Origin of the sequence: Actinotignum vesiculae (genome assembly GCF_051267215.1) — a bacterium.
Classification (GTDB): Bacteria; Actinomycetota; Actinomycetes; order Actinomycetales; family Actinomycetaceae; genus Actinotignum; species Actinotignum schaalii.
In genome coordinates, this window is the sequence record NZ_JBOZGG010000001.1 from 118784 (window position 1) to 141036 (window position 22253).

19 protein-coding genes are annotated in these 22253 nt (G+C 63.7%); 9 read left to right on the forward strand and 10 right to left on the reverse strand.

Features of this window, described 5'->3' with window-relative positions; genetic code table 11:
- Positions 1 to 17: 17 nt before the first annotated feature.
- Together ACRQHG_RS00500 and ACRQHG_RS00505 are read right to left on the reverse strand one after the other, a co-directional pair.
- On the reverse strand, positions 18 to 740 hold the full coding sequence (locus tag ACRQHG_RS00500; RefSeq protein ID WP_435719313.1) for a hypothetical protein: 723 nt from the start codon (positions 738 to 740) through the stop codon (positions 18 to 20).
- Positions 737 to 1315, reverse strand: coding sequence for a PH domain-containing protein (locus ACRQHG_RS00505; RefSeq protein WP_148304052.1), 579 nt, complete (start codon positions 1313 to 1315; stop codon positions 737 to 739). The genes ACRQHG_RS00500 and ACRQHG_RS00505 overlap by 4 nt, the downstream gene beginning before the upstream one ends.
- 360 nt (positions 1316 to 1675) lie before the next feature.
- Here ACRQHG_RS00505 and typA point away from each other — a divergent pair, with 360 nt between their 5' ends.
- The 4 genes from typA (at position 1676) to fdxA (ending at position 6435) form a co-directional block, all read left to right on the forward strand.
- On the forward strand, positions 1676 to 3598 hold the full coding sequence (typA, locus tag ACRQHG_RS00510) for a translational GTPase TypA (RefSeq protein WP_320768747.1): 1923 nt from the start codon (positions 1676 to 1678) through the stop codon (positions 3596 to 3598).
- Positions 3599 to 3682: 84 nt separating this feature from the next.
- The gene (locus ACRQHG_RS00515) at positions 3683 to 4216 is read left to right on the forward strand and encodes a hypothetical protein (RefSeq protein ID WP_435719314.1); all 534 of its coding nucleotides are present in this window, start codon (positions 3683 to 3685) and stop codon (positions 4214 to 4216) included.
- The gene (locus ACRQHG_RS00520) at positions 4192 to 6054 is read left to right on the forward strand and encodes a VanW family protein (RefSeq protein ID WP_435719315.1); all 1863 of its coding nucleotides are present in this window, start codon (positions 4192 to 4194) and stop codon (positions 6052 to 6054) included. Before ACRQHG_RS00515 ends, ACRQHG_RS00520 begins: the two co-directional genes overlap by 25 nt.
- Before the next feature lie 51 nt (positions 6055 to 6105).
- Positions 6106 to 6435 carry a ferredoxin gene (gene fdxA / locus ACRQHG_RS00525; protein WP_026428348.1) on the forward strand — a complete coding sequence of 110 codons (330 nt, stop codon included), beginning with the start codon at positions 6106 to 6108 and terminating at the stop codon, positions 6433 to 6435.
- A gap of 27 nt (positions 6436 to 6462) precedes the next feature.
- Here fdxA and ACRQHG_RS00530 read toward each other — a convergent pair whose 3' ends face one another.
- From ACRQHG_RS00530 to ACRQHG_RS00550, 5 genes are all read right to left on the reverse strand, one after another.
- Positions 6463 to 6954 (reverse strand): hypothetical protein, encoded by a 492-nt coding sequence (locus tag ACRQHG_RS00530; RefSeq protein ID WP_435719316.1) that lies wholly within the window; start codon positions 6952 to 6954, stop codon positions 6463 to 6465.
- A gap of 139 nt (positions 6955 to 7093) precedes the next feature.
- Positions 7094 to 7576, reverse strand: coding sequence for a hypothetical protein (locus ACRQHG_RS00535; RefSeq protein WP_435719317.1), 483 nt, complete (start codon positions 7574 to 7576; stop codon positions 7094 to 7096).
- A gap of 33 nt (positions 7577 to 7609) precedes the next feature.
- On the reverse strand, positions 7610 to 8611 hold the full coding sequence (locus ACRQHG_RS00540) for an amidase domain-containing protein (RefSeq protein ID WP_435719318.1): 1002 nt from the start codon (positions 8609 to 8611) through the stop codon (positions 7610 to 7612).
- A gap of 195 nt (positions 8612 to 8806) precedes the next feature.
- The gene (locus tag ACRQHG_RS00545; RefSeq protein WP_435719319.1) at positions 8807 to 10054 is read right to left on the reverse strand and encodes a Maf family nucleotide pyrophosphatase; all 1248 of its coding nucleotides are present in this window, start codon (positions 10052 to 10054) and stop codon (positions 8807 to 8809) included.
- A gap of 19 nt (positions 10055 to 10073) precedes the next feature.
- Positions 10074 to 11750: a DUF885 domain-containing protein gene (locus ACRQHG_RS00550; protein WP_435719320.1), complete on the reverse strand. Its 1677-nt coding sequence runs from the start codon at positions 11748 to 11750 to the stop codon at positions 10074 to 10076.
- 196 nt (positions 11751 to 11946) lie between these two features.
- On the opposite strand from ACRQHG_RS00550, the gene ACRQHG_RS00555 reads away from it, so the two are divergent.
- From ACRQHG_RS00555 to ACRQHG_RS00565, 3 genes are read left to right on the forward strand one after another with little or no spacing between them, the layout of a single operon-like run.
- Entirely contained in the window at positions 11947 to 13422 is a 1476-nt protein-coding gene (locus tag ACRQHG_RS00555) for an adenylate/guanylate cyclase domain-containing protein (RefSeq protein ID WP_435719321.1), read from the forward strand.
- 53 nt (positions 13423 to 13475) lie between these two features.
- Positions 13476 to 14147 (forward strand): response regulator transcription factor, encoded by a 672-nt coding sequence (locus ACRQHG_RS00560; protein ID WP_026428345.1) that lies wholly within the window; start codon positions 13476 to 13478, stop codon positions 14145 to 14147.
- Positions 14148 to 14156: 9 nt separating this feature from the next.
- A complete protein-coding gene (locus ACRQHG_RS00565) occupies positions 14157 to 15230 on the forward strand; it encodes a sensor histidine kinase (protein WP_026428344.1) in 1074 nt (357 codons plus the stop codon).
- A gap of 64 nt (positions 15231 to 15294) precedes the next feature.
- Here the strand turns inward: ACRQHG_RS00565 and ACRQHG_RS00570 are convergent, their stop codons facing one another.
- From ACRQHG_RS00570 to ACRQHG_RS00580, 3 genes are read right to left on the reverse strand one after another with little or no spacing between them, the layout of a single operon-like run.
- Positions 15295 to 15813, reverse strand: coding sequence for a GtrA family protein (locus tag ACRQHG_RS00570; RefSeq protein ID WP_284889325.1), 519 nt, complete (start codon positions 15811 to 15813; stop codon positions 15295 to 15297).
- A gap of 20 nt (positions 15814 to 15833) precedes the next feature.
- The gene (locus ACRQHG_RS00575; protein WP_435719322.1) at positions 15834 to 17225 is read right to left on the reverse strand and encodes an LCP family protein; all 1392 of its coding nucleotides are present in this window, start codon (positions 17223 to 17225) and stop codon (positions 15834 to 15836) included.
- Between the two features lie 2 nt (positions 17226 to 17227).
- On the reverse strand, positions 17228 to 18601 hold the full coding sequence (locus tag ACRQHG_RS00580; RefSeq protein ID WP_435719323.1) for an LCP family protein: 1374 nt from the start codon (positions 18599 to 18601) through the stop codon (positions 17228 to 17230).
- Positions 18602 to 18780: 179 nt separating this feature from the next.
- On the opposite strand from ACRQHG_RS00580, the gene ACRQHG_RS00585 reads away from it, so the two are divergent.
- Positions 18781 to 19638, forward strand: a complete 858-nt coding sequence (locus tag ACRQHG_RS00585) for a glycosyltransferase family 2 protein (RefSeq protein ID WP_435719324.1) — start codon at positions 18781 to 18783, stop codon at positions 19636 to 19638.
- 174 nt (positions 19639 to 19812) lie between these two features.
- Entirely contained in the window at positions 19813 to 22239 is a 2427-nt protein-coding gene (locus ACRQHG_RS00590) for an N-acetylmuramoyl-L-alanine amidase (protein WP_435719325.1), read from the forward strand.
- The last annotated feature ends 14 nt before the right edge of the window (positions 22240 to 22253 follow it).

A 22253-nucleotide genomic window follows, 5' to 3' on the forward strand; every position in this document is an offset into this window, starting at 1 on the left:
GAGAGCTAGTCCGGCGCTCAGGTGAATGCCAGGCCGCTGGCCGCGGCTAGACAAGCCACCCACGCCACACACAGAACCGCTCGGTTACGATCCACGGATCGCACCGGGCGGTTTGTGTTATCCGGGTGGCCCGCAGCATCAAGGGCACGTGAGTGGGTGGAGCGCAGCTGCTCCGCGGCCCGAGCGAGCGTCACCCAGCGGGTGCGGGCAGCTGCGCCGCGCCCGGGCAGCGCGGGAAGATCAGTGTGGCGAGCGGCCGCCGGATGCCGGGCGGGAAGAAGCCGGCGCCCGGCCGCCAGGGCACCGCCGGCCGGGAACGCCGCCGCGTCCCAATGCTGTCCGCCCCGGGCGTGGGTGGTGAGATAGAAACGGGTCGTGAAGCGCGCTACCGCGCCCCAGGGCAGGTAGATGGTACGCAGCGGGTTAATAATGGTCAGGCCCGTGGCGTTATAGCGCAGCCCGGGCAGGAAGAAAAAAGAATAGGCGGCGCCGGCCACCCCGGCCCCTAGGAAAGCCGCGGCAAGAGCGGAGAGCGGCATAGGAACCCCGGCCGCGATAAGAATGAGGGGCGCGAAGCCAAGGCCACTGAGGAGGCCGCCTTTAACGATCTGGCCGCGCGAACGCAGGGTCACCTCGCCGGCTTGACGCCTCGCTCCGCCGTGCCCGGCCGTTTCGCTCCCATGCCCGGCCGTTTCGTTTCCGCGGTGGTCCTCGCCCGCGTGCGTACCTTCCGCACTCACAGCGCCACCGACCAGGCAATACCACCGAGCACCCCGAGCACCCCGGCCACCGCGAAAGCGAGGCGATCCCAGGCCCAGTGCCGCTCCACTCGCGGATGCTCGCTCGGGGCACCCGCGGGAACATAACGGGAGGCCACCGACTCAATGAACTTCCGTACCGGAAGTGTTGCCGTGGTGACCGTATGATCCCCGGAATCGTGGACCGGGACGGCGCGGCGGGTATCCGGGGTGGGGCGCCCGACGGAGCCGAAGGCGCGGGCGTGGATGGCCGCTCCGTCCGTCGTCGTTATAACAAGACCGTACCCGGATTCGACCGCACGTAAACGAGGGAACGGAACCCGCAGGTCGCGGAAGGTATTGCGTATCGTCACTCCGGAACCGTCCACGTCCACGCTGGGCAAATAGAAGAGCGCGTACCCGGCGAGGCACATGCCGGCGGCGAACACAGCCGCGGGCGGCAAATAACCCCACCCGCCCTGCCACACCTGCATGACTAGGGCGATGATTCCGATGGCGCCGCACAGCCCGGCGGCGGGGGCGGCCGAGGCGCCGCGAAGACGATAACGTGCAGACATAGGCATATTTTCCCACGTTCGCGCCCCGATTGCCGAAAACTGCGGCCCGATCACAGCTCGTCGTGCCGCAATCACCGCAGGCCGTGCCACAATCACCGCAGGCCGTGCCGCAATCACCGCAGGCCGTGCCGCAATCACCGCAGGCCGTGCCGCAATCACCGCAGGCCGTGCCACAATCACCGCAGGCCGTGCCACAATCACCGCAGGCCGTGCCACAATCACCGCCCGCCGCAGCCGGTGGTGGTGATTCTTGACATGGTGGCGTATACGGCGGGGGCCAGGCGAGTAACATTGCCAGGGGTTTGCGCTCGCGCAGCCCGTATGTCACAACGCCGGCGCGGGTCGGCAGGGAAGTAGGTTATGGATAGTCGCAACGATCTTCGCAACGTTGCCATTGTGGCGCACGTTGATCACGGGAAAACCACTCTCGTGGACGCGCTCATGTGGCAGGCTGGGGCTTTCGGAGAGCGCGCCACCGTGGAGAAAACCGGGGAGCGCGTCATGGATTCCGGAGAACTGGAACGCGAAAAAGGTATCACCATCCTCGCGAAGAACACCGCGATCCATTACCGCGGGCCGGCCGCGGCCGCAGCCGGCGCACCTGAGGGCATCACCATTAACGTGATCGATACTCCTGGCCACGCCGATTTCGGCGGGGAAGTCGAACGCGGCCTGTCCATGGTGGACGGCGTTATTCTGCTCGTGGATGCCTCCGAGGGCCCGCTTCCGCAAACTCGTTTCGTGCTGCGCAAGGCCCTGGAAGCCTCGCTGCCCGTCATTATTGTTATTAATAAGGTGGATCGCCCGGACGCGCGCATCGCCGAGGTGGAATCCGAAACCCAGGATCTCCTTCTCTCCCTCGCCTCCGACCTGGATCATCCCGATCCGGATATGCTCGATTCCCTCCTGGAAACCCCGGTGATTTACGCTTCCGCGAAGGCCGGGCGCGCGAGCCTGACCCGCCCGGCGGACGGCCAGCTGCCCGAAAGCACCGATCTGGAGCCGCTGTTCGAGGCGATTGTCAACTACATTCCCGCCCCGCATTTCGAGGCGGACGCCCCGCTGGCCGCCCAGGTCACCAATCTGGATGCTTCGCCTTTCCTCGGCCGTATCGCGCTGCTGCGTATTTATTCGGGCACCATTAAGAAGGGTGCGACAGTTGCGTGGGTACGCGCTGATGGTACGACGTCGTCGGCCCATATCTCGGAACTGCTCCTCACCGAAGGTCTGGAACGTAAGCCGGCCACCTCTGCCCGGGCCGGCGATATTGTGGCGATCGCGGGTATTCCGGATATTACGATTGGTGACTCCCTGGTGGATCCGGAGGATCCGCGCCCGCTGCCGCCCATCCACGTGGATGACCCGGCTATTTCTATGACCATCGGTATTAATACCTCGCCGCTGGCCGGCACCGAAGGCAAGGGCCATAAGCTCACCGCGCGGCAGGTCAAGGACCGCCTCGATCAGGAACTCGTGGGTAATGTGTCCATCCGGGTCCTCCCCACCGGCCGCCCTGACGCTTGGGAAGTGCAAGATCGCGGGGAACTGGCTCTGGCGATTCTGGTGGAGCAGATGCGCCGCGAAGGTTTCGAGCTGACGGTGGGCAAACCCCAGGTCGTCACTCGCACCATTGACGGAACGGTATGCGAGCCGATGCAGCGCACCACCATTGACGTGCCGGAAGAATACCTCGGCGCGGTCACCCAGCTTATGGCCGCCCGCAAGGGCCTCATGGAAACGATGGCGAATCACGGCACCGGCTGGGTGCGCATGGAATTTGTGGTGCCGGCCCGCGGCATGATTGGTTTCCGCTCCGCGTTCCTCACTCAGACCCGCGGCACCGGCATTGCCGCCTCCATTTCGGAGGGCTACGCCCCTTGGATGGGCGAGATTTCCTCGCGAGCCACCGGCTCCCTGGTCTCCGACCGGGCCGGGCAGGTCACCGCCTATGCCCTTCAGCGCTTGGAAGACCGCGGCACATTCTTCGTCACCCCGGGCCAGGAAGTATATGAGGGCCAGGTCGTGGGCGAAAACCCGCGCGATGAGGATATGGACGTCAATGTGGTGCGCGCCAAGGAAATGACAAATATGCGCTCGGCCACCGCCGACGTGTTTGAGACCCTGCAAGCGCCGCGACGGCTTACCCTAGAAGAAGCTATGGAATTCGCTGCTGATGACGAATGCCTGGAAGTAACCCCGGAATCCGTGCGGGTGCGCAAAGTTGTGCTCAGCGCGGTGGAACGCGGCAAGATCGCCGGGCGGAAGAAGCGCGCGAAGAAGTAGCGCCCGCCCGCGGCGCGGCTGTTTTGCCCGCCCGCGGTTGCGGCCCGGCCTACCAGCGGCGCGCCCGCCCAGACAAGGAGTGAGATGAGGAACCGCACCCCGCGCCCGAACGTGCCCCGCGTCTCGGGGGACGCCTCGTCCCACACGGCGCGCCCAAACGCGTTGGGAACCGCGCTGCGGACGTGCGCGAAGCTCGCCACCGGCCTGCTGCTCGGGGCCTTCGCCGGGGCGCTGGCCGCGGTCACTCACGCGGGGCTGGCGGGAATTCCCGGCCTGGCCACCGATATTGTGTGGGTTGGTCCACTCCTCGCCACGCTGCTCATTGCCAGTGGCGCATCTTTCGCCCGCGATTGGCTAGGATCATGGTGCTGGGCTGGATTCTGGCTGGGTGAAGTGGCCCTCACCTTCTGGGCATTTGCCGCCCCCGGCTACGGTGACATCGTGGCCTTCCACGGGGTGGCCGCGAATCTCTGGCTTATTCTGGCTCCGCTCGCCGGGGCATTCCCGCTGATCGGCGCTCTGGTGCGCCGCCGGCATTCCACGCCTCCGGGCCCACACCCGCAGGCCAACCAGGATCAACCACAGGAGGACGCATGCGACCTGAGCACACGCCGCTAAGTGTCGGTCTCGAAGATACCGCGGTGCGCCCCGCGGGTTCTGACACGCCTTTCGACACCGGGGAATTCCGGCAGGTGGAAGCTACCCGCAAGCTGCGCTGGCCCTGGATTGTTTCCGCGGTGATCGCGATTCTGCTTCTTGCCTACGTGGGTTATGCCTGGTACAGCGCCGACCGGGTGGCGCGGGGCACCACGGTGGCTGGTATTGAGATCGGCGGGATGAATACCGCGACCGCCACCGAACACCTCAGCGGCGAGGTCGCCGCGCGGGTGGCCCGCCCGGTCGAGGTGGTTGTGGAGGGCACCAGCGTGAGCGTGAACCCGGGCGATTACTCCCTGGGCGTGGACGCGGCGGCCACGGTGGAGAGCCTGACCGGTTTCACCCTCAACCCCGTGGAGATTTTCCACCAACTCACCGGCAAGGGTGAGGTCGCCCCGAAGGTCACCGTGGACGACGCCGCATTATCCGCCCAGGTGGATACCGTTCGTAATAGCACCGGGGTGGAGGCGCGTAATGCCACCCTCGTGATGGAAGGTACGACGGCGCAGCTCAGCCCGGCGCAAGCCGGGCGCGCCGTCGACCCGGAGGCCACCCGGGCCGCTCTGATTGAGCAACCATTGCGCGGTCAGGAACGCATCGAACTGGAAGCGGTGCCCGCCGAGCCGGCCATTAGCACCGAAGCTGCTGAAAAGGTGCGCGCGGAGCTGGCCGGCCCGCTGGTTTCCGGCGATCTCACCGCGAAGGTGGGGGACCGGGCCGTGAACCTCAGCCCGGCAACTTTGGCGCAGGCGGCCTCTTTCGTGCCGGAAGGTGCGGCGCTTCAGCTCAAGCTGGACGGTAAAGTGCTGGGCGATGCGGTGCGGGCCGCAGCTCCGGACCTGCTCAAACCGGGTGTGGATGCCCGCATTGAGATCGTGGACCACACCACGCCCACGATTATTCCCTCCCAGGACGGCGTGGGTATTGACGACGCCGCCCTCGCCTCCGGCGCCCAGGTGGCCGCGCTGCGCACCGCTGCGGCCGAGCGCCTCGTGGAACTGAGCCCCGCCCCGATTCCGGCGGCTTTCAGCACCGCGGATGCGGAAAAGCTCGGGGTGAAGGAAGTGGTCTCGGAGATTTCCACCCCGCTCACCAGCGATTCGGTGCGTACCACCAACCTGCGGGTGGGAACCCGGAAAATCACCGATACCCTGGTCAAACCCGATGAGACGTTCTCCCTGGAAGCAGCGCTGGGCCCCATCGAATACTCGGAAGGCTTCGTTTCTTCCGGGGTGGTTATGAACGGCTTTAATAACGAGGCCCTGGGCGGCGGGCTTTCCCAGCTGGCCACGAATGTGTTCAATATTGGCTACCTGGCCGGTTACGAGGATGTGGAACACCGCCCCCACACCAAGCATTTTTCCCGCTACCCCATGGGCCGCGAATCGACGCTGTGGTCCGGTTCCATTGACGTGAAATGGAAGAATACCACCCCGTACGGTGCGGTAATCGACACCTATCTCGAGGGCGGGTACGTGGTCACGAAGCTGTGGTCGACGAAGTATTACGACGTCGAAACCTGGACCTCGGAACCGCGCAATTACCGCCAGCCGGTTATGACGGAAGGAAAGGGCCCGGATTGCGAGCCCCAAGGCTTGGGTGATCCCGGATTTACCGTGACCGTGTCCCGCACCGTGAAATTGGGGGATAAGGTCGTTGAGGATTCGTCCTATGACTGGACTTACCAGCCTGATCACGGCCGCACCTGCCCGAAGCCGGAGCCGGCCGCTCCGCCCGCGCCCGCTCCGCAAGCGGAAGGCGCTCCCGCACCAGCTCCAGCCCCCGCGCCCGGTCATTAGATTTGGTGCTGGGCGTGAGCTCGGATTACGGTAGAGGAGGAGGTGACACCGGTGGCTTATGTCATTACCTTGCCGTGCGTCGATACCAAAGATCGGGCGTGCGTGGACGAATGCCCGGTGGATTGCATTTACGAAGGGGATCGTACCCTCTACATTAATCCGGACGAATGTGTGGATTGCGGGGCCTGCGAACCGGCCTGCCCGGTGGAAGCCATCTATTACGAAGATGATGTTCCCGAAGAATGGTCAGTATTCACCGCCGTCAATGCGGAATTCTTCTCCGAATTGGGCTCCCCGGGCGGGGCGCAAAGCCTCGGGCCCACCGGCACCGACCACCCCTATGTGGCTGGCCTGCCGGCGAACGTTAATGAGGATTCCTGAGGCAAGTTAGGCGGGATGATCCGAAAACTAGTTCGGCTGAGCGGCCTCGGCTGTAACCGCGGTTGCCGTTGGCGAGTGCAAGGTTTTCCGGGTCTTTCGCAAAGCGAGGATCGCGGTTAGTAGCGTGACGAGAAGGAATGGTGATATGGCAAGGGCGGTTTCCGGGATCGTATTGACGCTACGGTAGAAGAAATAGAAACCAGGGTTACGGATACTATCAACCCATTCTGGTCCCCATCGAAAAATTACGAATCCTACGATTCCAAGGATCATGCATCCGATTGCGCCGAACGCTTTCTTTGCCGTAGAAGTTCGTGGCATCGTTGCCCACATTGCCGAGGCGAGCAGCGGAAGCAGGAGGAACCCTCCGAAGAAAACCAGGTCAATAAGATCGGGCCGTGTTGACGGGTATTCGTCGGCAACCCTTGGCCAGTAAAGCTGGGAGGCATAGATAATTGTCCCAATAACAATCGCGATTCCGATGAGGATAATAATTGCAAGGACGCGGGTAAGCTTCATGATTTTTCGCAATCTCTGGGAGAAGGTGAGGTACGTTCTGGTCGCGCGATGGAGACGTTGGGACTCTCGCAGGTTCGGAAGCCGGTGCGGGCACAAACTCCTGTGGCTCGTGCCCGCACCGAGTATGGATTATAGGAAACTAGCTGGACTGAGCCGCCTCAGAAGATCCGATGGCAGCCGGGGTTTTCCGGGATTTCCGCAAAGTGAGGATAGCGGTTGCCAGTGTAACCAGGAGGAATGGTGACATGGCAAGAGCGGTTTCAGGGATCGCGTTGACGCTACAGTAAAACATCGGAGAGTTAGTATGCCCACGGAGATCGTCTATCCAATCTGGGCCCCAATAGAAAGCGATGTAGCCAGTGATCGCAAGGGCCATGCATCCGATTGTTCCGAGTGATTTCTTTGCTACGGAAATTCTTGGCCTGGTTGCCCATATTGCCGAGGCGAGGAGCGGAAGTAAGACGAACCCGCCTTCAAGCACGCTAACAATAATGTTGAAGCGTGTTTCAGGGTAATCGTCGGCAACCTTGGGCCAGTAAAGCTGGGAGGCGTAGAGAATTGTCCCGATAACAATTGTGATTCCAACGAGGGCGATGATCGAGAGAATACGGTTGAGTTTCATAGTGTTTCACAATCCTGAGAAAACGACCACCTGTTAACGCCGGATGCGATGGTAGGTACCTACACGCTCGTGTCTTGACCACTTATGTCTCCAGGAGAAGTAATCAGGTGAGTGCTGAGCAATGAGTAATTTTGAGGCATTTTTGCTATGGATGAACCCGAGGTGATCCACGTCCCCGTCGCTCGTCTCATCAAGACCGATAATGTCTCCGGGGCGAACATTATTGAAAATATCAACCCAGACTTGTGCGGTGTAACCAGACCCCATATAGGCTGCAAAGGTGCGTGCTCTAACCCATGAAATTGAACGGTTGGTTCTGGACTTCCACCACCAGCCGCCGAACTCATCGGCACCGTAATCCATAGGTACTCCACCGGCATGCAGGATCTGCGAAACAAAATTAGTGCAGTCTACTCCGTAGCCTTTTCGACTCATTTCGTAGCCAAAGGTCGGATTGTGGTAGCCGTCTGGTGCATGCTTAGCGGCATATAACTGGGCAGCTTGAAGATTGATTCCCGAATTGCGGGTGCCATAAGGCAGCCGAATATTGTTGTTTTCTTTGGTGAGCGGGAGTAAGAGTGCTAGCTGCGCTGCTGCCTCTTTCTCGCTTAGCTGGCCGGCTTCAATCTTGTGCGTGAAAGTAGTAGCCGCATCGGTAATTTCCTTGTTTTGCTGCGAGTTTTCGTAGTAGTCAAGGAATGAGACCACGTCTCTATACGTTTCCACCGAGTCTGAATTTTCAGAAAGGGAAATAGCGAGTTCTTTGTAGTCTGTAGCGTTTTCTTCGCTTAGTGGCGGTAAGCCGTAATTGTGTTCGGCGCTCGCGAAGAATTCCGGGTATTTGTTCGTGAAATAGCTACGCGCGGATTCGGTATCGGTATAGGTGCTAAAGAGTGTGTATGTAGTTCCTGCGAATTCCAGGGAGTGGTCCGTCAGAGTCGGTTCAGGAGGAGGGGAGCCGTCGTCCGCGTGCGCATTGGAGAAGAACGCTAGCGTGAGCATGGATACAGTAATAGAAGCAATGAGCTTTTTCATGGGAGGTCATCTTTCTGAGTAGGGAGGGCACATCCGCCGGCACCCGAGCGGCGACACGGTAGAACAGATGCTTCGCGGAGCCCAGAAGAAGACCCCGGTGTCCTCAATCACAATCTACCATGGCCGATTGCTCGCGGGGGAGCGACCGCGCGGCGCTAGCCGCGCGCGCCGTCGTACCACTCTAGGTGAACCTAGCTAATCGGAAGCGCCGTCGTCCCAATCGAGGGTGGTGCGGGCCAGCTCGCGCACCTGCGGCCAGGTGGCCGCGAAGGAAGGAAGCAGCGGGTAGGAGGTAACATCCTCCACGTTCACCCAGCGCAACTCCATGGATTCCCCGTCGGCCACCGCCTCGAGTCCATCGCGGCAACGCGCCACGAAACTGGTGTAGGACCAGTCCACGTGCGCGGTGGTCAGCTCCCCGCCGCGGCGCAGATCCGTGGGAGCCAGTGCGGTCTCCTCCGTGAATTCGCGCAGGGCGCCCTCCCAGGGCTCCTCGTCCCATTCGCGCGCCCCACCCGGGAAAGCCCAGGTGGCGCCGCCGTGACTCCAGGGGGAGCGGTGCTGAAGCAGGATCTGGATATGCCCTGCGTGGCGCCGGAAAGCCGCGATCCCGGCCGCCCCGTTCATCCCCCAATGGCGTTTCCCGCAACCGCATAGCAGGAAACCGTCCGCGCCGTGATGAACCGTGCCGTGGTGGCTATCGGCCAGGAAACGCTGAGCGGCCTCCGGGAGCACCCCGAGGGCCGGGCGGGCCGGCTTCGCCCAGAACTGCGTGAAGGACAGACCCAGGTGCTCCACGAGGGAACGCAACAGCGGCAGGGAAATCCCCACCACCCCGTGGTAATCACCTTCGAGGCGGTCAATAAAGGGGCCGCCCAAGCCGTCCGCGGTAAAAGAACCGGCTACTTCCAGGGGTTCCCCGGTGGCGATATAGGCTTCGATCTCTGCTTCGCTCAGGTGCGCAAACGTCACTTTCGCGCGGGAAATCCCGGCCAGGGAACGTCCGGAAGGAACGTGAACCAGGCAGTGCCCGGTGTGGAGAATCCCGAAATTGCCGGACATGCGAGCCAGGCGCTCGCGGGCCACTTCCGGAGAATGCGGTTTCCCGTAAACCTCGCCCTCGAACTCGAACATGGAATCGCAGCCCACCACAAAATCGGCGCGCTGGGCCGGCCCGGGGGTGGCGGCCACATCGCGGGCTTTGGCCGCGGCCAGCGCCAGCACCCCCTGGGAAGGACCACCGTGCACCCGCGCGAGCAGCGCATCTTCATCCACGTGCGAGACCTGCACCAGCGGCTCCACGCCCGCCGCCCGCAAGGTGGCCAGGCGGGCGGGGGACTGGCTGGCGAGAGCCAGGGTCAGGGAGGGCAGCGCGGGTATATGCCCCGCGGGCGTGCGCCCAGCAGCGGGCGTATGCGCCGCGCCGCCCCCGTCATGAGTCATCGGCATAGGAAAGACCGGCCTAGCGCGAGAGCTCGCTGCGCAGCACGTCCAGGCCCACCCCGCCCAGGCGCAGGGCCTTCATATGCCACGCCTTGAGGTCGAAACCGGCACCCGCGCGGGCCCGGGCTTCCTCACGCAGCTCCTTCCAGATCCGCGCACCCACCTTGTAGGCGCTGGCCTGCCCCGGCCAGCCGAGGTAACGGTCCAGCTCGTAGGAGAGGAAGGACTGTTCCATGGCCACATTCGCGCGCAGGAAACGCCAGGCGGCGTCGTGATCCCAGGCGCCGGTGCCGAACTGCCCGCCGGCGACCTTTCCGGCGTCCTTACCCAGGTGCACACCCATATCCACCACGATGCGGGCCGCGCGCAGCCGCTCGGAATCGAGCACACCCATGCGGTCACCCGGATCCTCGTGGAAGCCGAGCTCGGCCATGAGGGCTTCGGCGTAGAGCGCCCAGCCTTCCCCGTGCCCGGAAACCCAATAGGCCTGGCGGCGCCACGCATTGAGCTGATCCTTGAGATAAACAGCCAGACCCAACTGGAGGTGATGACCCGGCACCCCTTCGTGGTAGACGGTGGTCTTTTCCTGCCAGGTGTGGAATTCGGTCACGCCTTCCGGCACCGACCACCACATGCGCCCCGGCCGCGAAAAATCATCGGAGGGCCCCGTGTAGTAAATCCCGCCCGAATTCGAGGGCGCGATCATGCATTCGATGGTGCGCATCGCCTCGGGAATATCGAAGTAGTGCGTGGCCGCGGCCATGGCATCATCCGCGGTGTGCTGCATCCACGAGCGCAATTCCTCCACGCCGTGCAGGGTGTAGCGTTCCTCCTGATCGAGGCGGGTGAGGGCCTCGTTCACGCTCACGCCCTCCCCGTACAGCTCGCGCGCAATGGCTTGCTGTTCCGCGTCGATACGCTCAAGTTCGTGGATACCCCACTCGTATGTTTCATCCAGGTCGACGACGGCGCCCAGGAATTCGCGCGAATGCAGCGCGTAACGATCCCGGCCCACCGCATCATTTTCGGTAGCCCCCGGGAGCAGACCCCGCAGGGTTTCCGCCAGCTCCCCGTAAGCGGAGCGGGCCTGAGCTGCGCCCTGCTCCAAAGCCTCAGTAAGTTCCGGGGCTACGGCGGCCCCGCGCTGGGCCAGGCCGGCGAAACTACCCGAATCGGAGGCGGCAGCGAGGGCCTGCTCCAGGCAGCGTTCCACCTGCCGGGCCGCGAACACGGGGCCGGAAGCGGCCCGCTGGGCCAGGGATTCCCGGTAGCCGGCCAGGGCCCGCGGCACATCGCTCAGGCGCTCCGCGATGGTTTCCCAATCGGAAGCATTTTCCTGGGGCATCACATCAAAAACATCGCGAATCCCCTGGAGCGGGGATTCAATAACATTGAGCTTGCCGACTTCTTCGCCGGCTTCATACAGCTCAATTTCCAGGCCGAGGCGATCACGCAGGCCGGCAGCGGTTACCCGATCCGTGGCATCGCGCTCCTCAAGGTGATCGAGGGCCGCCAGGGTCTCCCGCACGTTATCGATATGCGCGGCAATCCCAGCGGGGGAGTAATCATCAAGCTTGGTTTCGGGGGCACCGGGCAGGCCGGTGAAGGTCACCGTTTCGGGTGAGGTATCGAGGACGCGCTGGAAATAGCGGTCCGCGAGGGCATCAATATCTGTGTGTTCTCGTTTATTCTCCACTGCTCCAGAATAGCCCGCGGCTACCCGCCACTCCACTCCCAGCAAAATCCCCGGATGAAAACATGGACGTTAGTGTCAAGGACGACTAGTATACTGTGATGGAAGGCACTTTATTTATAGCCGGCGGTTGCGCTCCCCGTTCTCCTCACCTGAGGTGGCGCCGCGCCGGTGCTAAGCAGCTAGGGAAGGGGCGAGTGTGGCTGAGCAATTCGCTAGCGCGCCGCGCCCCGCACCCCAATCCGAAACATCACCCGGAACCGGGGCCGGGGCGGGCCGCGGCGCGCGGGAGCGCTCCAGCATCGGCCCGGCGATGAGCCCGGATCTCATCGCTTACCTCCTCGGGGGCGGGGCCCAGCCGGCCGCTAGCGCGCAGCTCAGCGCGGATGATATGGCCCAGTTGCGGCGTAATACCGCAGCTGATCTGCCCCTCGGCCCCGAATCGGGGGTACCGCGCTCCGGGACTGCCGCCCGCATGGAAGCCCCGGTGGATCGTAATTTTGTGCCCAGCCGGGAAATAGCGGCCCGCACCCCGCAGCGCTCGCGCACCTCCCTCCCGGATACTGGTAGCCGGCCCGGGGGTGCCACGCGCGCTTCTCAGTCCGCACTGCCGGCTGCGCCGGCGTCGTCGCCGCACAAAGAATTGCGCAATGAGCCGCAGCCTGCGGAAACGGAAGGCACCGCGTTCTCCGCCTATATGGAACACCTCGAGGGCGGGCTGCCGCGCTACACCCTGCGTCAGGCGGCGGAGCTCACCAATATGGATACGGAAGGGGTGCGGCGTTTTTGGCTGGCCCTCGGTTTCCCCTCCATCGTGGATGAAGATAGCGAACTCGTGTTCACGGACGGGGATATTCGGGCGATGCGGGCGATGGCGGAATCGCTCGGGGAATCCCCGCTCACCGAATCGGCCCTCACCTCGCTGCTGCGCGCCAGTGCCCACAACGTGGATCGCATGCTGCAATGGCATGTGGAGACCCTCCTGGAGCTGGCCGAAACTAGCGGCGGGCTCGGGCCGGTGGATGCGCGGCGCTGGGTGCTCGATCATTTCCCGGATATTGAAGAGTTTTTGCGGCGCACCGCCGCCTACACTTGGTCGCGCCAGGCCGCTGCGCTGCTGCGCCACACGGAAGCGGAAATTGCGCATATTAATGAGGATGATGCCATCCCGCAGCTGCCGCGCGCCGTCGGCTTTATCGATATTGTGTCCTTCACGAACCGGACCGAACGGATGACATCGCGCCAGTTCATGGAGTTTATTGAACGTTTCGATTACACCTGCCGGGCCGTGATTACCGGCGGGGGCGGGCGCGTGGTGAAATCCATGGGCGATGCGTTCCTCTTTATCGCAGACGACATCGTCACCGGGGCGGATATTGTGTGCGATGTGACCCAGGCTCTGCGCGATACCCCGGAAATTCCGGCGGTGCGGGCCTCCCTCACCTGGGGGCCGGTGCTCGGGCGTTTCGGTGATGTGTTCGGGCCCTCGGTGAATATGGCCTCCCGGCTGGCGGATGTGGCCTCCCCGGGCACGGTCCTCACCTCGCGGCCAGTGGCCACCGCGCTCAAAGCGGTGGGGGAGAATCGCTTCACCACGATCTCGGTGGGGACTCCTACCTTGCAGGGCCTGGGGGCCACCGAGGTGCTGGAATTGCGCCGCATCCGGGCGCATTAAGAGCGTTTGCCTTGACCCCTGAGTGAAAAAAGAAAATAGCTTAGACTTTCAGTGTGACTACTTTGCTTCTTGTTGAGGATGACGCCGCTATTTCCGGACCGCTGGCCCGTGCGCTCGCGCGGGAAGGGTACGCCGTGACGTGTGTTGATACCGGGCTGGATGCTCTGGAACAGCTCGCTCACGGAGTAGATATTATGGTTTTGGACCTCGGGCTGCCGGATATGGACGGCCTGGACGTGGCGCGGCAGGCCCGCGGGCGAGGCCACACCTTCCCCATCCTTATTCTCACCGCACGCGCCGAAGAAGTCGATATGGTGGTGGGCCTGGATAGCGGGGCGGATGATTACGTCACCAAGCCTTTCCGGCTCGCGGAACTGCTGGCCCGGGTACGGGCGCTGCTGCGGCGCACCGAACAGGGCACCGATCATTTCACCGCCCAAGATATCTCGGTGGATACCGGGGCGCGCCGGGCGACGCGCGCGGGCGTGGAGCTAGCGCTCACCGCAAAAGAATTCGAACTGCTCACCGCGCTCATTCGCCGCGCGGGGGATGTTGTTTCGCGCGAAGCGCTCTTCAGCGAAGTGTGGGGGGACGAAAAAGCCTCCGCTTCGAAGAAACTCGATATGCATATTTCGTGGTTGCGCCGTAAATTGGGCGACGACGTTGACAGCCCTCGCTATATCTCCACGGTGCGGGGACTGGGCTTCCGTTTCGAAACACGCTAAGAAGAACCCATGCGCGCACGTTCTTTGCGGATGACGATCCGCACCGCGCTGGCCGCCATTTTGCTGGTCGGGATTCCGGCGCTGGTGATGGGCGGGGTGACGATCCCGCGCAATGCCCTCGATGAAGCGCGGGCCCGTCGGGATATGCTGCTTTTCCTAGGCGCGGAAATCCTGGCGATTATCGTGGCAATTTTGGTGGCGGTGGGTATCGCCATGCGGGTCTCGCGCCGCATCTCCGCGCCGCTTATCTACCTGGCGGCCGCCGCGGAACAGCTGGGTGCGGGAACCACCCGCCCGCAAATGGCGCCCTCCGGTATCGAAGAAATCGACCTGGTTTTTGAGGAGATTGCGCGGGCCGCGGATCGCATGGCCGGGCGGCTTTCCGCCGAGCGCCAATTCGCCGCCGACGCCTCCCACCAGCTGCGCACCCCGCTCACCTCGTTATCCATGCGCCTGGAAGAAATCCAGTACCTGAGCAACGATCCGGACGTCAAAGAAGAAGCGACCCGCTGCCTGGAACAGGTCGAGCGCCTCACCGGGGTGGTCACCGATCTTCTCCACGCCTCACGTGCCCAGGAAAGCGCCACGGAAGCGGTGGCGCTACAACCGATTTTCACCCAGCAGGGCGTGGAATGGGAGCGTGCCTTCGCGGCCGCGGGCCGCAAGGTGGTTTTCACGGTGGGCGAGCACGGTCCGGTGCTCTCCGATCCCGGGGCGCTTTCCCAAATTATTGCCACGTGTGTGGAAAACTCGTTGAAATACGGGGCGGGAACGACGACGGTCACCTCGCGACCAGCCGGCCGCGGCGTCATTATCGATATTAGCGACGAGGGGGAGGGGGTAGCCCCCGAATTCGTGGAAGCTATTTTCACGCAGGGATTCTCCCTGGGCGGCTCCACCGGATTCGGCCTGCCGCTGGCCCGCCAACTAGCCGAACGCAATGGCGGGCGCCTGGAATTATCCCAGGCCCAGCCCCCTATTTTTTCGGTGGTACTCGCCGCGCTCCCGGCGGCCCTCGACCCGGCGAAAGTTTTCCCGGCGGGCGGGGAAATTTCGGTGGGGGCCCGCCGCCGGCGTTTCTAAACCGTGCGGCGCCCCGCGTGGGTGCAGCTTCGAGAGGGTTCCGGTACTCGTAGGAACGACGGCGCTACTCGCGCACCCGGAACACCACGTAGCGGTAGAGCACGTAGCGGCAGGCGGTGCCCAGAATCAGCCCCACCACATTGGAAGAAATATTATCGGCCAGCTGGGAGCGCATATCCAGCACGTAGCGAGAGAACCATAAGCATCCCAACTCGATGGCCATCCCGCAGAGGTTCACCGCCACGAATTGCAGGAATTCCCGCATTTTTTCCGCCGAACGCTGGGTGCGGAACGTCCACAAGCGGTTCGCTACCCAAGAAAAAATCACGGAGAGGGTGACGGAAATGACCTTCGCGGTCATGGACTGATCACCGGGTAGACGCACCAGCCCGGTATGCGCCAGCAGATTAAAAATACCCACATTGACGATATAGGCACCCAAGCCCACTGTGCAGAATTGCATGAATTCCACGAGCCACTGCCGGAAGGTTTGGCCTTTGAGTAAACGGCGCATGAGTTTGTCCACCCGGGCGCGGGCGGAGGAACGCGGTTCTGGTGTTGGCTCTGGTGCTGGGCTAGTCATCGCGCTGAGACTATCACGCTTTAGAAACTGGGAAGCATATCGGCGGGAGTCAGGGTCCCCTCGCGCATCTTCCGGAAGAATTCCGGGGTGCGCTGCGGATCGAGGAGCACATTGGACTGCCCGTTGGCCCGGTAGTCCAGATCGGCAATCGGGGGAACCCCGGCCAGACCGCCCTCGCCCAGCACGCTTCCGAGCGCCAATCCGGCCCGCCCCACGTTATACAGTGAGGTCCCTTCATCCACGGTGAGAATGGAGCCGGCGGTGCCGACCATGCGCCGCTGCAGCGGGAAATTCACCAGCGTTGCCGGGGTCTTCAGCTTGCCAATCAGGGAGGAAACCACCTGCCGCTGCCGGTTGGTACGCCCCAGGTCACCCAGCGGATCGGATTTACGCATCCGCGCGAAAGCGAGGGCTTGGGTGCCGTTGGTATCGTGGCAGCCCGCTTCCCACACCATGCCCGAGTCCGCATCGTCCACGTCGGCGTCGTAACACAGGCGCACCCCGCCGGCGGCGTCCACAATCTGCTGCACCCCGGCCATGGAAATCTGGATGTAGTGATCCACGGTCATCCCGGAAAGTTCCTCCACCGTTTCCACCAGCAGCCGCGGCCCGCCCAGCGCGAAGGAAGAATTCAGCTTCTGTTCGCCTTCCCCGGGCACGTTCACGTAAGAATCACGCGGGAGGGAGACCAGCGCCGGCGCCCCGGATTCGGGCACGTGCAGCAGCATAATGGTGTCCGCGCGCTCGCCTTCGGTCGGGTCATCAATACCGTCGGCCTCGCGCACATCCGAGCCCACAATCAAGTACGTGGTCCCGGCCGTTCCCGCGGCCCCGCTCAACGCATCCGTCCGGGTGAGCTTGGAGTTGCCGTAGAAGAACAGGTAGGTAGGCCAGGCCACCGCGAGAATAAGAAGAACGACGACGACGCCAGCTACCCAGCGCCACGGGTGGCGGCGCCGCGCGCGCCGGGCAGGCGCACCCATTCCGGGCATCTCCGGTGTGGGTTGCCCAAAATCGCTATGCTGCCCAAAATCGCTGGGCTGCGGAAAGCCACCGTGCGGAGTGTGGGAAGCATAGCCGCGGGCCTGCGGCTGGGAAGCCGCAGGCGGGTAGGAGGGCGCCTGCTCGAAAGATTCAGCCGGGCGAGCGGGCGCCACCTGGCGCTGCGGCGCGAAGCTCGGGGGCTGCACAGGAGCGGGCCGGCGCGGCGCCCCGGCATTGCGGGTGGCTCCGGCGGCGGGGACAATCCCGGCGGCGCGGGGGTCCCCGGAAACATCAGGATGCTGTTCGCGCGCCTGTGGGGGCACGGAGCGGCCGCGGCCGACCGGTTGCGCGCCCTGCGCGGAGGGCCGCGGAAGCCTGCGCTTAGGCGGGAAGGACGGTGGTGGGGTTGCCCCATGGAAACGGTTCATGCTCAGGGAATCGCATTCTCTCGGGTGCACACGGGCGCGGACTCGGTGCTCTGGGCGGTGGTGGGAGAAGTGGCGGAAGCGGTCTCGTCCGCGCTGGGGGAGGCCGGCGCGGAAGCGTTCTCGGAATTCGCGTCGGTGGTGGCGGTATCGCTATCAGCGCCACCCGCCACTTCGGACGCTCCTTCGCTGCCCTCAGCGGAGCTACCGGCGCTTGGCGTAGCACCCGCGGCGGTACTGGGAAGAGCGTCGGGGCTGCCTTCCGGGGGAAGGCCAACGAAAACGCCGTCGGCATTCTTTTCCGCACGTACCGGAACGTCGCGGCGCAGCGCCTCCCACACGTATTCGGCGCTATCGGTGGCGACCACGCGGTTACCGGCCCACGCGAAAGGCATGGTCCAGAAGCGGATATTGGCCGGGTCAATGGAACGCAGCGAATTTGCCAGGCCCACAATATTGCTGATGGAGCCGATCTCCTGGGAGGTTTGCAGGGATTGGGTGGCGGCATCGAGCAGGCGCATGAGGCGGCCGAAATCGGTGAGGAGATTGGAGCGGAGGGCCTCGGCGGCCACCGCGCTCACCAATTCGTGCTGGCGGCCAATACGGGAAATATCCGAGCCGTCCCCCACGCTGTAGCGGGCCCGGGCCAGGGCCAGGGCCTGGGTGCCGTTGAGGAGGCGGCAACCGGAAGCGATATCAAGGCCGGCGCGCTCGTCGTACAAATCATCCGGGAAGTACATGGGAACCCCGCCCAGGGCATCCACGGTGGAAATAAAGGACGCGAAATCCACCACGATATAACCGTTGAAGGTAATGCCGGTCATCTGGTGGAGAGTGGTCATGGTGCAGGCGGCCGCGCTGGCAACATCGCCGTACTGGCCGCCAATAGCGAAGGCGGAATTGAACATGGTTTCGGGGGCGGGGCGGGTGGTGACCGTTTCCGAACCCCCGGAAGAGGTACGAATCGTGCAGGAGGGAATATCCACGAGGGTATCGCGGGGCACGGACACAATATCCACGCGGCTACGATCAGCGCTGATATGCATGATCATGGTGGTATCCGCGCGCATCCCCCCGACTTCACCGGATTCCCCAGCGTTATCAATATCAGAAGCCCCGCTGCGCACATCCGAACCGAGAACAAGAATATTGAGCGGGCGGCCCGCGGAAGGATCCACCGGCTCCGCCGCGGCGGCGGAAGGAACCAGATCATCAATATCCGCCCGGGTGATATTCCCCTGGTAGCGCGCCCACGCGGACCACAGGGCCGTCCCGAAGGTGAGCAGAAGTGCAAGCAGCACCAGCACCACGACCCGCCACCACGAAGAGGTGCGGCGTCCACCGATCAGATGCGCTGCGGCGCGTGAGTTTTTTGCCACCACCTCATCATAGGGGTTCGGGCGCGTCGCCCGCTGGAAGAAGCGCCGCACTGCGGTGTTAAGCACGGTGGCGCGGGCGGGAGCTAGCGGGTGCGCGGCGGTGTGTGGAAGCGGGCCCGTGCCCCCGCCTCCACGCGAGTGCGGCGGCGGGCAGCGGCGCGCTCGGCTAGGCTAGGACCATGCGCATTCGTGTCATCACCGTGGCTTTCAATCCCGGGCCGGAACTGGAAGCTTTTCTCGCCTCCCTCCCGGCAGCCCTGCGGGAAGCCCACGAATGCATCATTGTGGATAACGGCTCCGAGCACGCCGAAGTGGATCGGGTAGCCCGCGCCCACGGGGCGCAGGTGGTGCGCACCGGCGAAAATATCGGATACGGGCGGGCCGCCAACCGCGGAGCCCAGGGCTTTACCGGCGAATGGCTGGTGGTAGCCAATCCCGATGTGGTGTTCACCCCCGGTTCGCTCGATGCCCTGGTGCGCGGGGCGGAAAGCTTCCCGCGGGCCGGTGCGCTCGGCCCGCTCATTCGCACTCCGGAAGGGGAAATCTACCCTTCGGCCCGCCAATTCCCGCGCATCATTTCCGGGGTGGGGCACGCGCTGCTCGGGAATATCTGGCCGAATAATCCCTTCTCCCGCGCCTACCGCTCCAATGCGGATGTCACCCGCGCCCACCCGGTGGATTGGCTTTCCGGGGCCTGCCTGCTGCTCCGCCGGGAAGCCTTCGAAGCCGTGGGGGGTTTCGATGATTCCTATTTCATGTTCTTCGAGGACGTGGCTTTGGGGGAGGCCCTGGCCCGGGCGGGCTGGCACTCGGTGTTCCTCCCAGAAGCGGAAGTGATTCACTCCCAAGGGGCCTCCTGGAAAGACCAACCGGCCGCCATGCTGCGCGAACATCACCGCAGCGCGGCGCACTATATCGATAGCGTGTACGCGCGCCCCTGGCAGGCGCCCTTGCGCTGGGCGATCCGGGGCGGGCTCGCGCTGCGGGCGCAGCTGCACGTGCGGGCGGCGCGCGCGGCGCGTCGTCGTTCTCACTAACTAAAACGTATTAAAATCACACCGGAGCTGCGAGTATCCGCGAGGCGGCTCCACCCCTCACTCCGCGACCTCAATCGAATAACACCGATGTATTTTTATGAGGTTAAAGTAAAACGGAGTTAAGGGTGTGAAAATTGGGACTTTTGCCGTAAGGTAAGTCTGGAAGCTGCCCGTATGAGTTCTCATCGTGGCGGGCGGCGTGAACCGGAGGAAAAAATGACCAAACGTCGCGGTCTTGTTTTAGGAACCGTGCTGGCGCTCGCGAGTGCGGGCCTTGCCGTCCCGATTGTGGGCTATGCTTTTGCCGAGAACGATGATGCACAGGGCAGTATTGTTATTCCGCTAACAACCGAAGCGGGGGATCTCACCACCACCGCCACCGCACAAATCGAGGAAGAAGCAGCGAGCAAGCCTGACTCTTCCAGGGAAGCCGGGCCACGCGAGGTGGCGCATCCCACCGAGGCCTCGCACCCCACCGGGGAAGCCGAGCCCGCCCAAGAAGCGAGTGCCGGGCGCGCGGGCGGCGTCGTACCGAATGCGGTGCGCACGAATGTACTGCGCGCCGCAGGAACCGAAAACGAAGGCACCGGAAACGGAGCCGAGGATAGTGCCCCCGGCGCGGAGCTGGCCGATAACTACGCCGTCTTCACCAGCCCGGTGCGGGTGGACGAACCCTTCGCGGTGGCCGGGCTGACCTGGAACCGCGGGGAGAGCCTGCCCGAGGGTGCCTCCATTGAGATGCGCACCCTGGATGGGGAGCAGTGGTCGGATTGGTACGAAGTGGGCGAGGAATCCCAAACCGAGCGCGAACGGCCCGGCACGGAGTACAACGTCTCGGGGGAATCCACCGGTATTCAGGTGCGTATTACCCAGGGCGAGGGCCCGCTTCCGGCCGGCCTGCGCATCGATATTGCCTACACCGCCGAGGGTGACACCGTGGAGGTGGAGGAGGCCGAAACCGCGCCGATTCTGCCCGAACGTGGGACCGAAACCGATCCGGTGGTCAATCCCGAAGAGGGCGAAGAAGAGATTCCGGCCCTGGGTGCTTCGCTTTCCGCCGCGCGCGGTGGGGGCACCCTGGAGCAGGGCAGCGTGGTGGCGAACGGACTGCCTGCCCAGCTTTCCGCGCAGCTACCGGCTCAGCTTTCCGGACTGCTCCCCACCGCTCGCGATTGGACCAACCGCATCGGCACCCGCGGGATCCACACCCGCGCCGATTGGGGCGCGGACGGTTCCCTCATGACCTGGCCGGTGGAATACGCCACCTTCCAGGGCATGGTTATCCACCACACCGCCGGCTCGAATAACTACACCCAGGCCGGGGTACCGCGTGTTATCCGCGGGATTTACGCGTTCCACGCCGTGACCCGCGATTGGGGCGATATTGGCTATAACGTGATCGTCGATAAATACGGCGGGAAGTGGGAAGGGCGCTACGGCACTCTGCAATCCCAGGACGGCACCATGGCCATTGGTGCGCACGCCGCCGGGCGCAATACCGGCACCATGGGCGTGTCTGTGCTCGGCACGTTCACCGCGGATCACCGCCCCTCGCAAACCATTCTTAATACCCTCGCCGATGTGGCCGGCTGGAAATTCGCGCTCGCGGGCCTGGATCCGCGCGGCACTACTTCGCTGACCATTCCGCAGCGCAATAATTCGGCGCGTTACCGTTCCGGCGAAGCGATGCCGCGTATCGTGGGGCACCGCGATGTGGGCAATACTTCCTGCCCGGGCACGATTTACGATTCCATCGGCTCCATTCGTGAGAACGCCTACCGTATCTATACGCAGTTGCGTTCCGGTGGTGGTACGACGACGCAGCCCGCGCCGGGCCCCACCCAGCCACCGGCACCGCGCCCGCCCGCCCCGCCGGCTCCCGCGCCGGCACCGCTGAAACCCTGGGTGGATAAGCGCACCGCGACCTTTGCTCCGCGTTTCTTCCTGTCCAATTACTGGCAGCCGGAAGCTGAAATCGTCATGGATTACGGCCGAGCGGGGGATACTCCCTTCGTCGGTGATTTCACCGGCTCGGGGCGGGAAAGTATCGCGGTGCGCCGTGACAGCTTCATTTACGTGCGCGACTCGCTAACCTCCGGCGTGGCCACCAATGTTTTCAAGTACGGGCGCGCCAGCGACGAACTCATCCTAGGGGACTGGGATGGCGATGGGGTGGATACCTTCGCGGTACGGCGCGGCAACCAGCTTCTGGTGCGCAATACCCTGACGCCGGGGCCCGCTGAGCATATCTACCGTTATGGTGACCCGGATGATGAGTGGCTCATCGGCGATTGGGATGGAGATGGGCGTGACACCATCGGCGTGCGGCGCGGGCCCTTCGTGCTGGTGACGAATAATCTGGCAACGGCCCAGGTGGCGCAGAGTATCAACTACGGGCTTGCTGAAGATGAGATGCTTGCCGCGAAGATTGATGGGCGTCAATCCACATTGGTGGTGCGGCGCGGTAACCAGTATCTTATCCGGGACCTGCGGACCGGGCAGCCGCGCGAAATTTACTTCGGGCGCACCCAGGACATCACTCTCTTCGGTGATTGGGATGGCCGGGGCGGCCAAACGCTCGGCGTGATGCGAGCGCGCTAGGCACCGATAGGCAC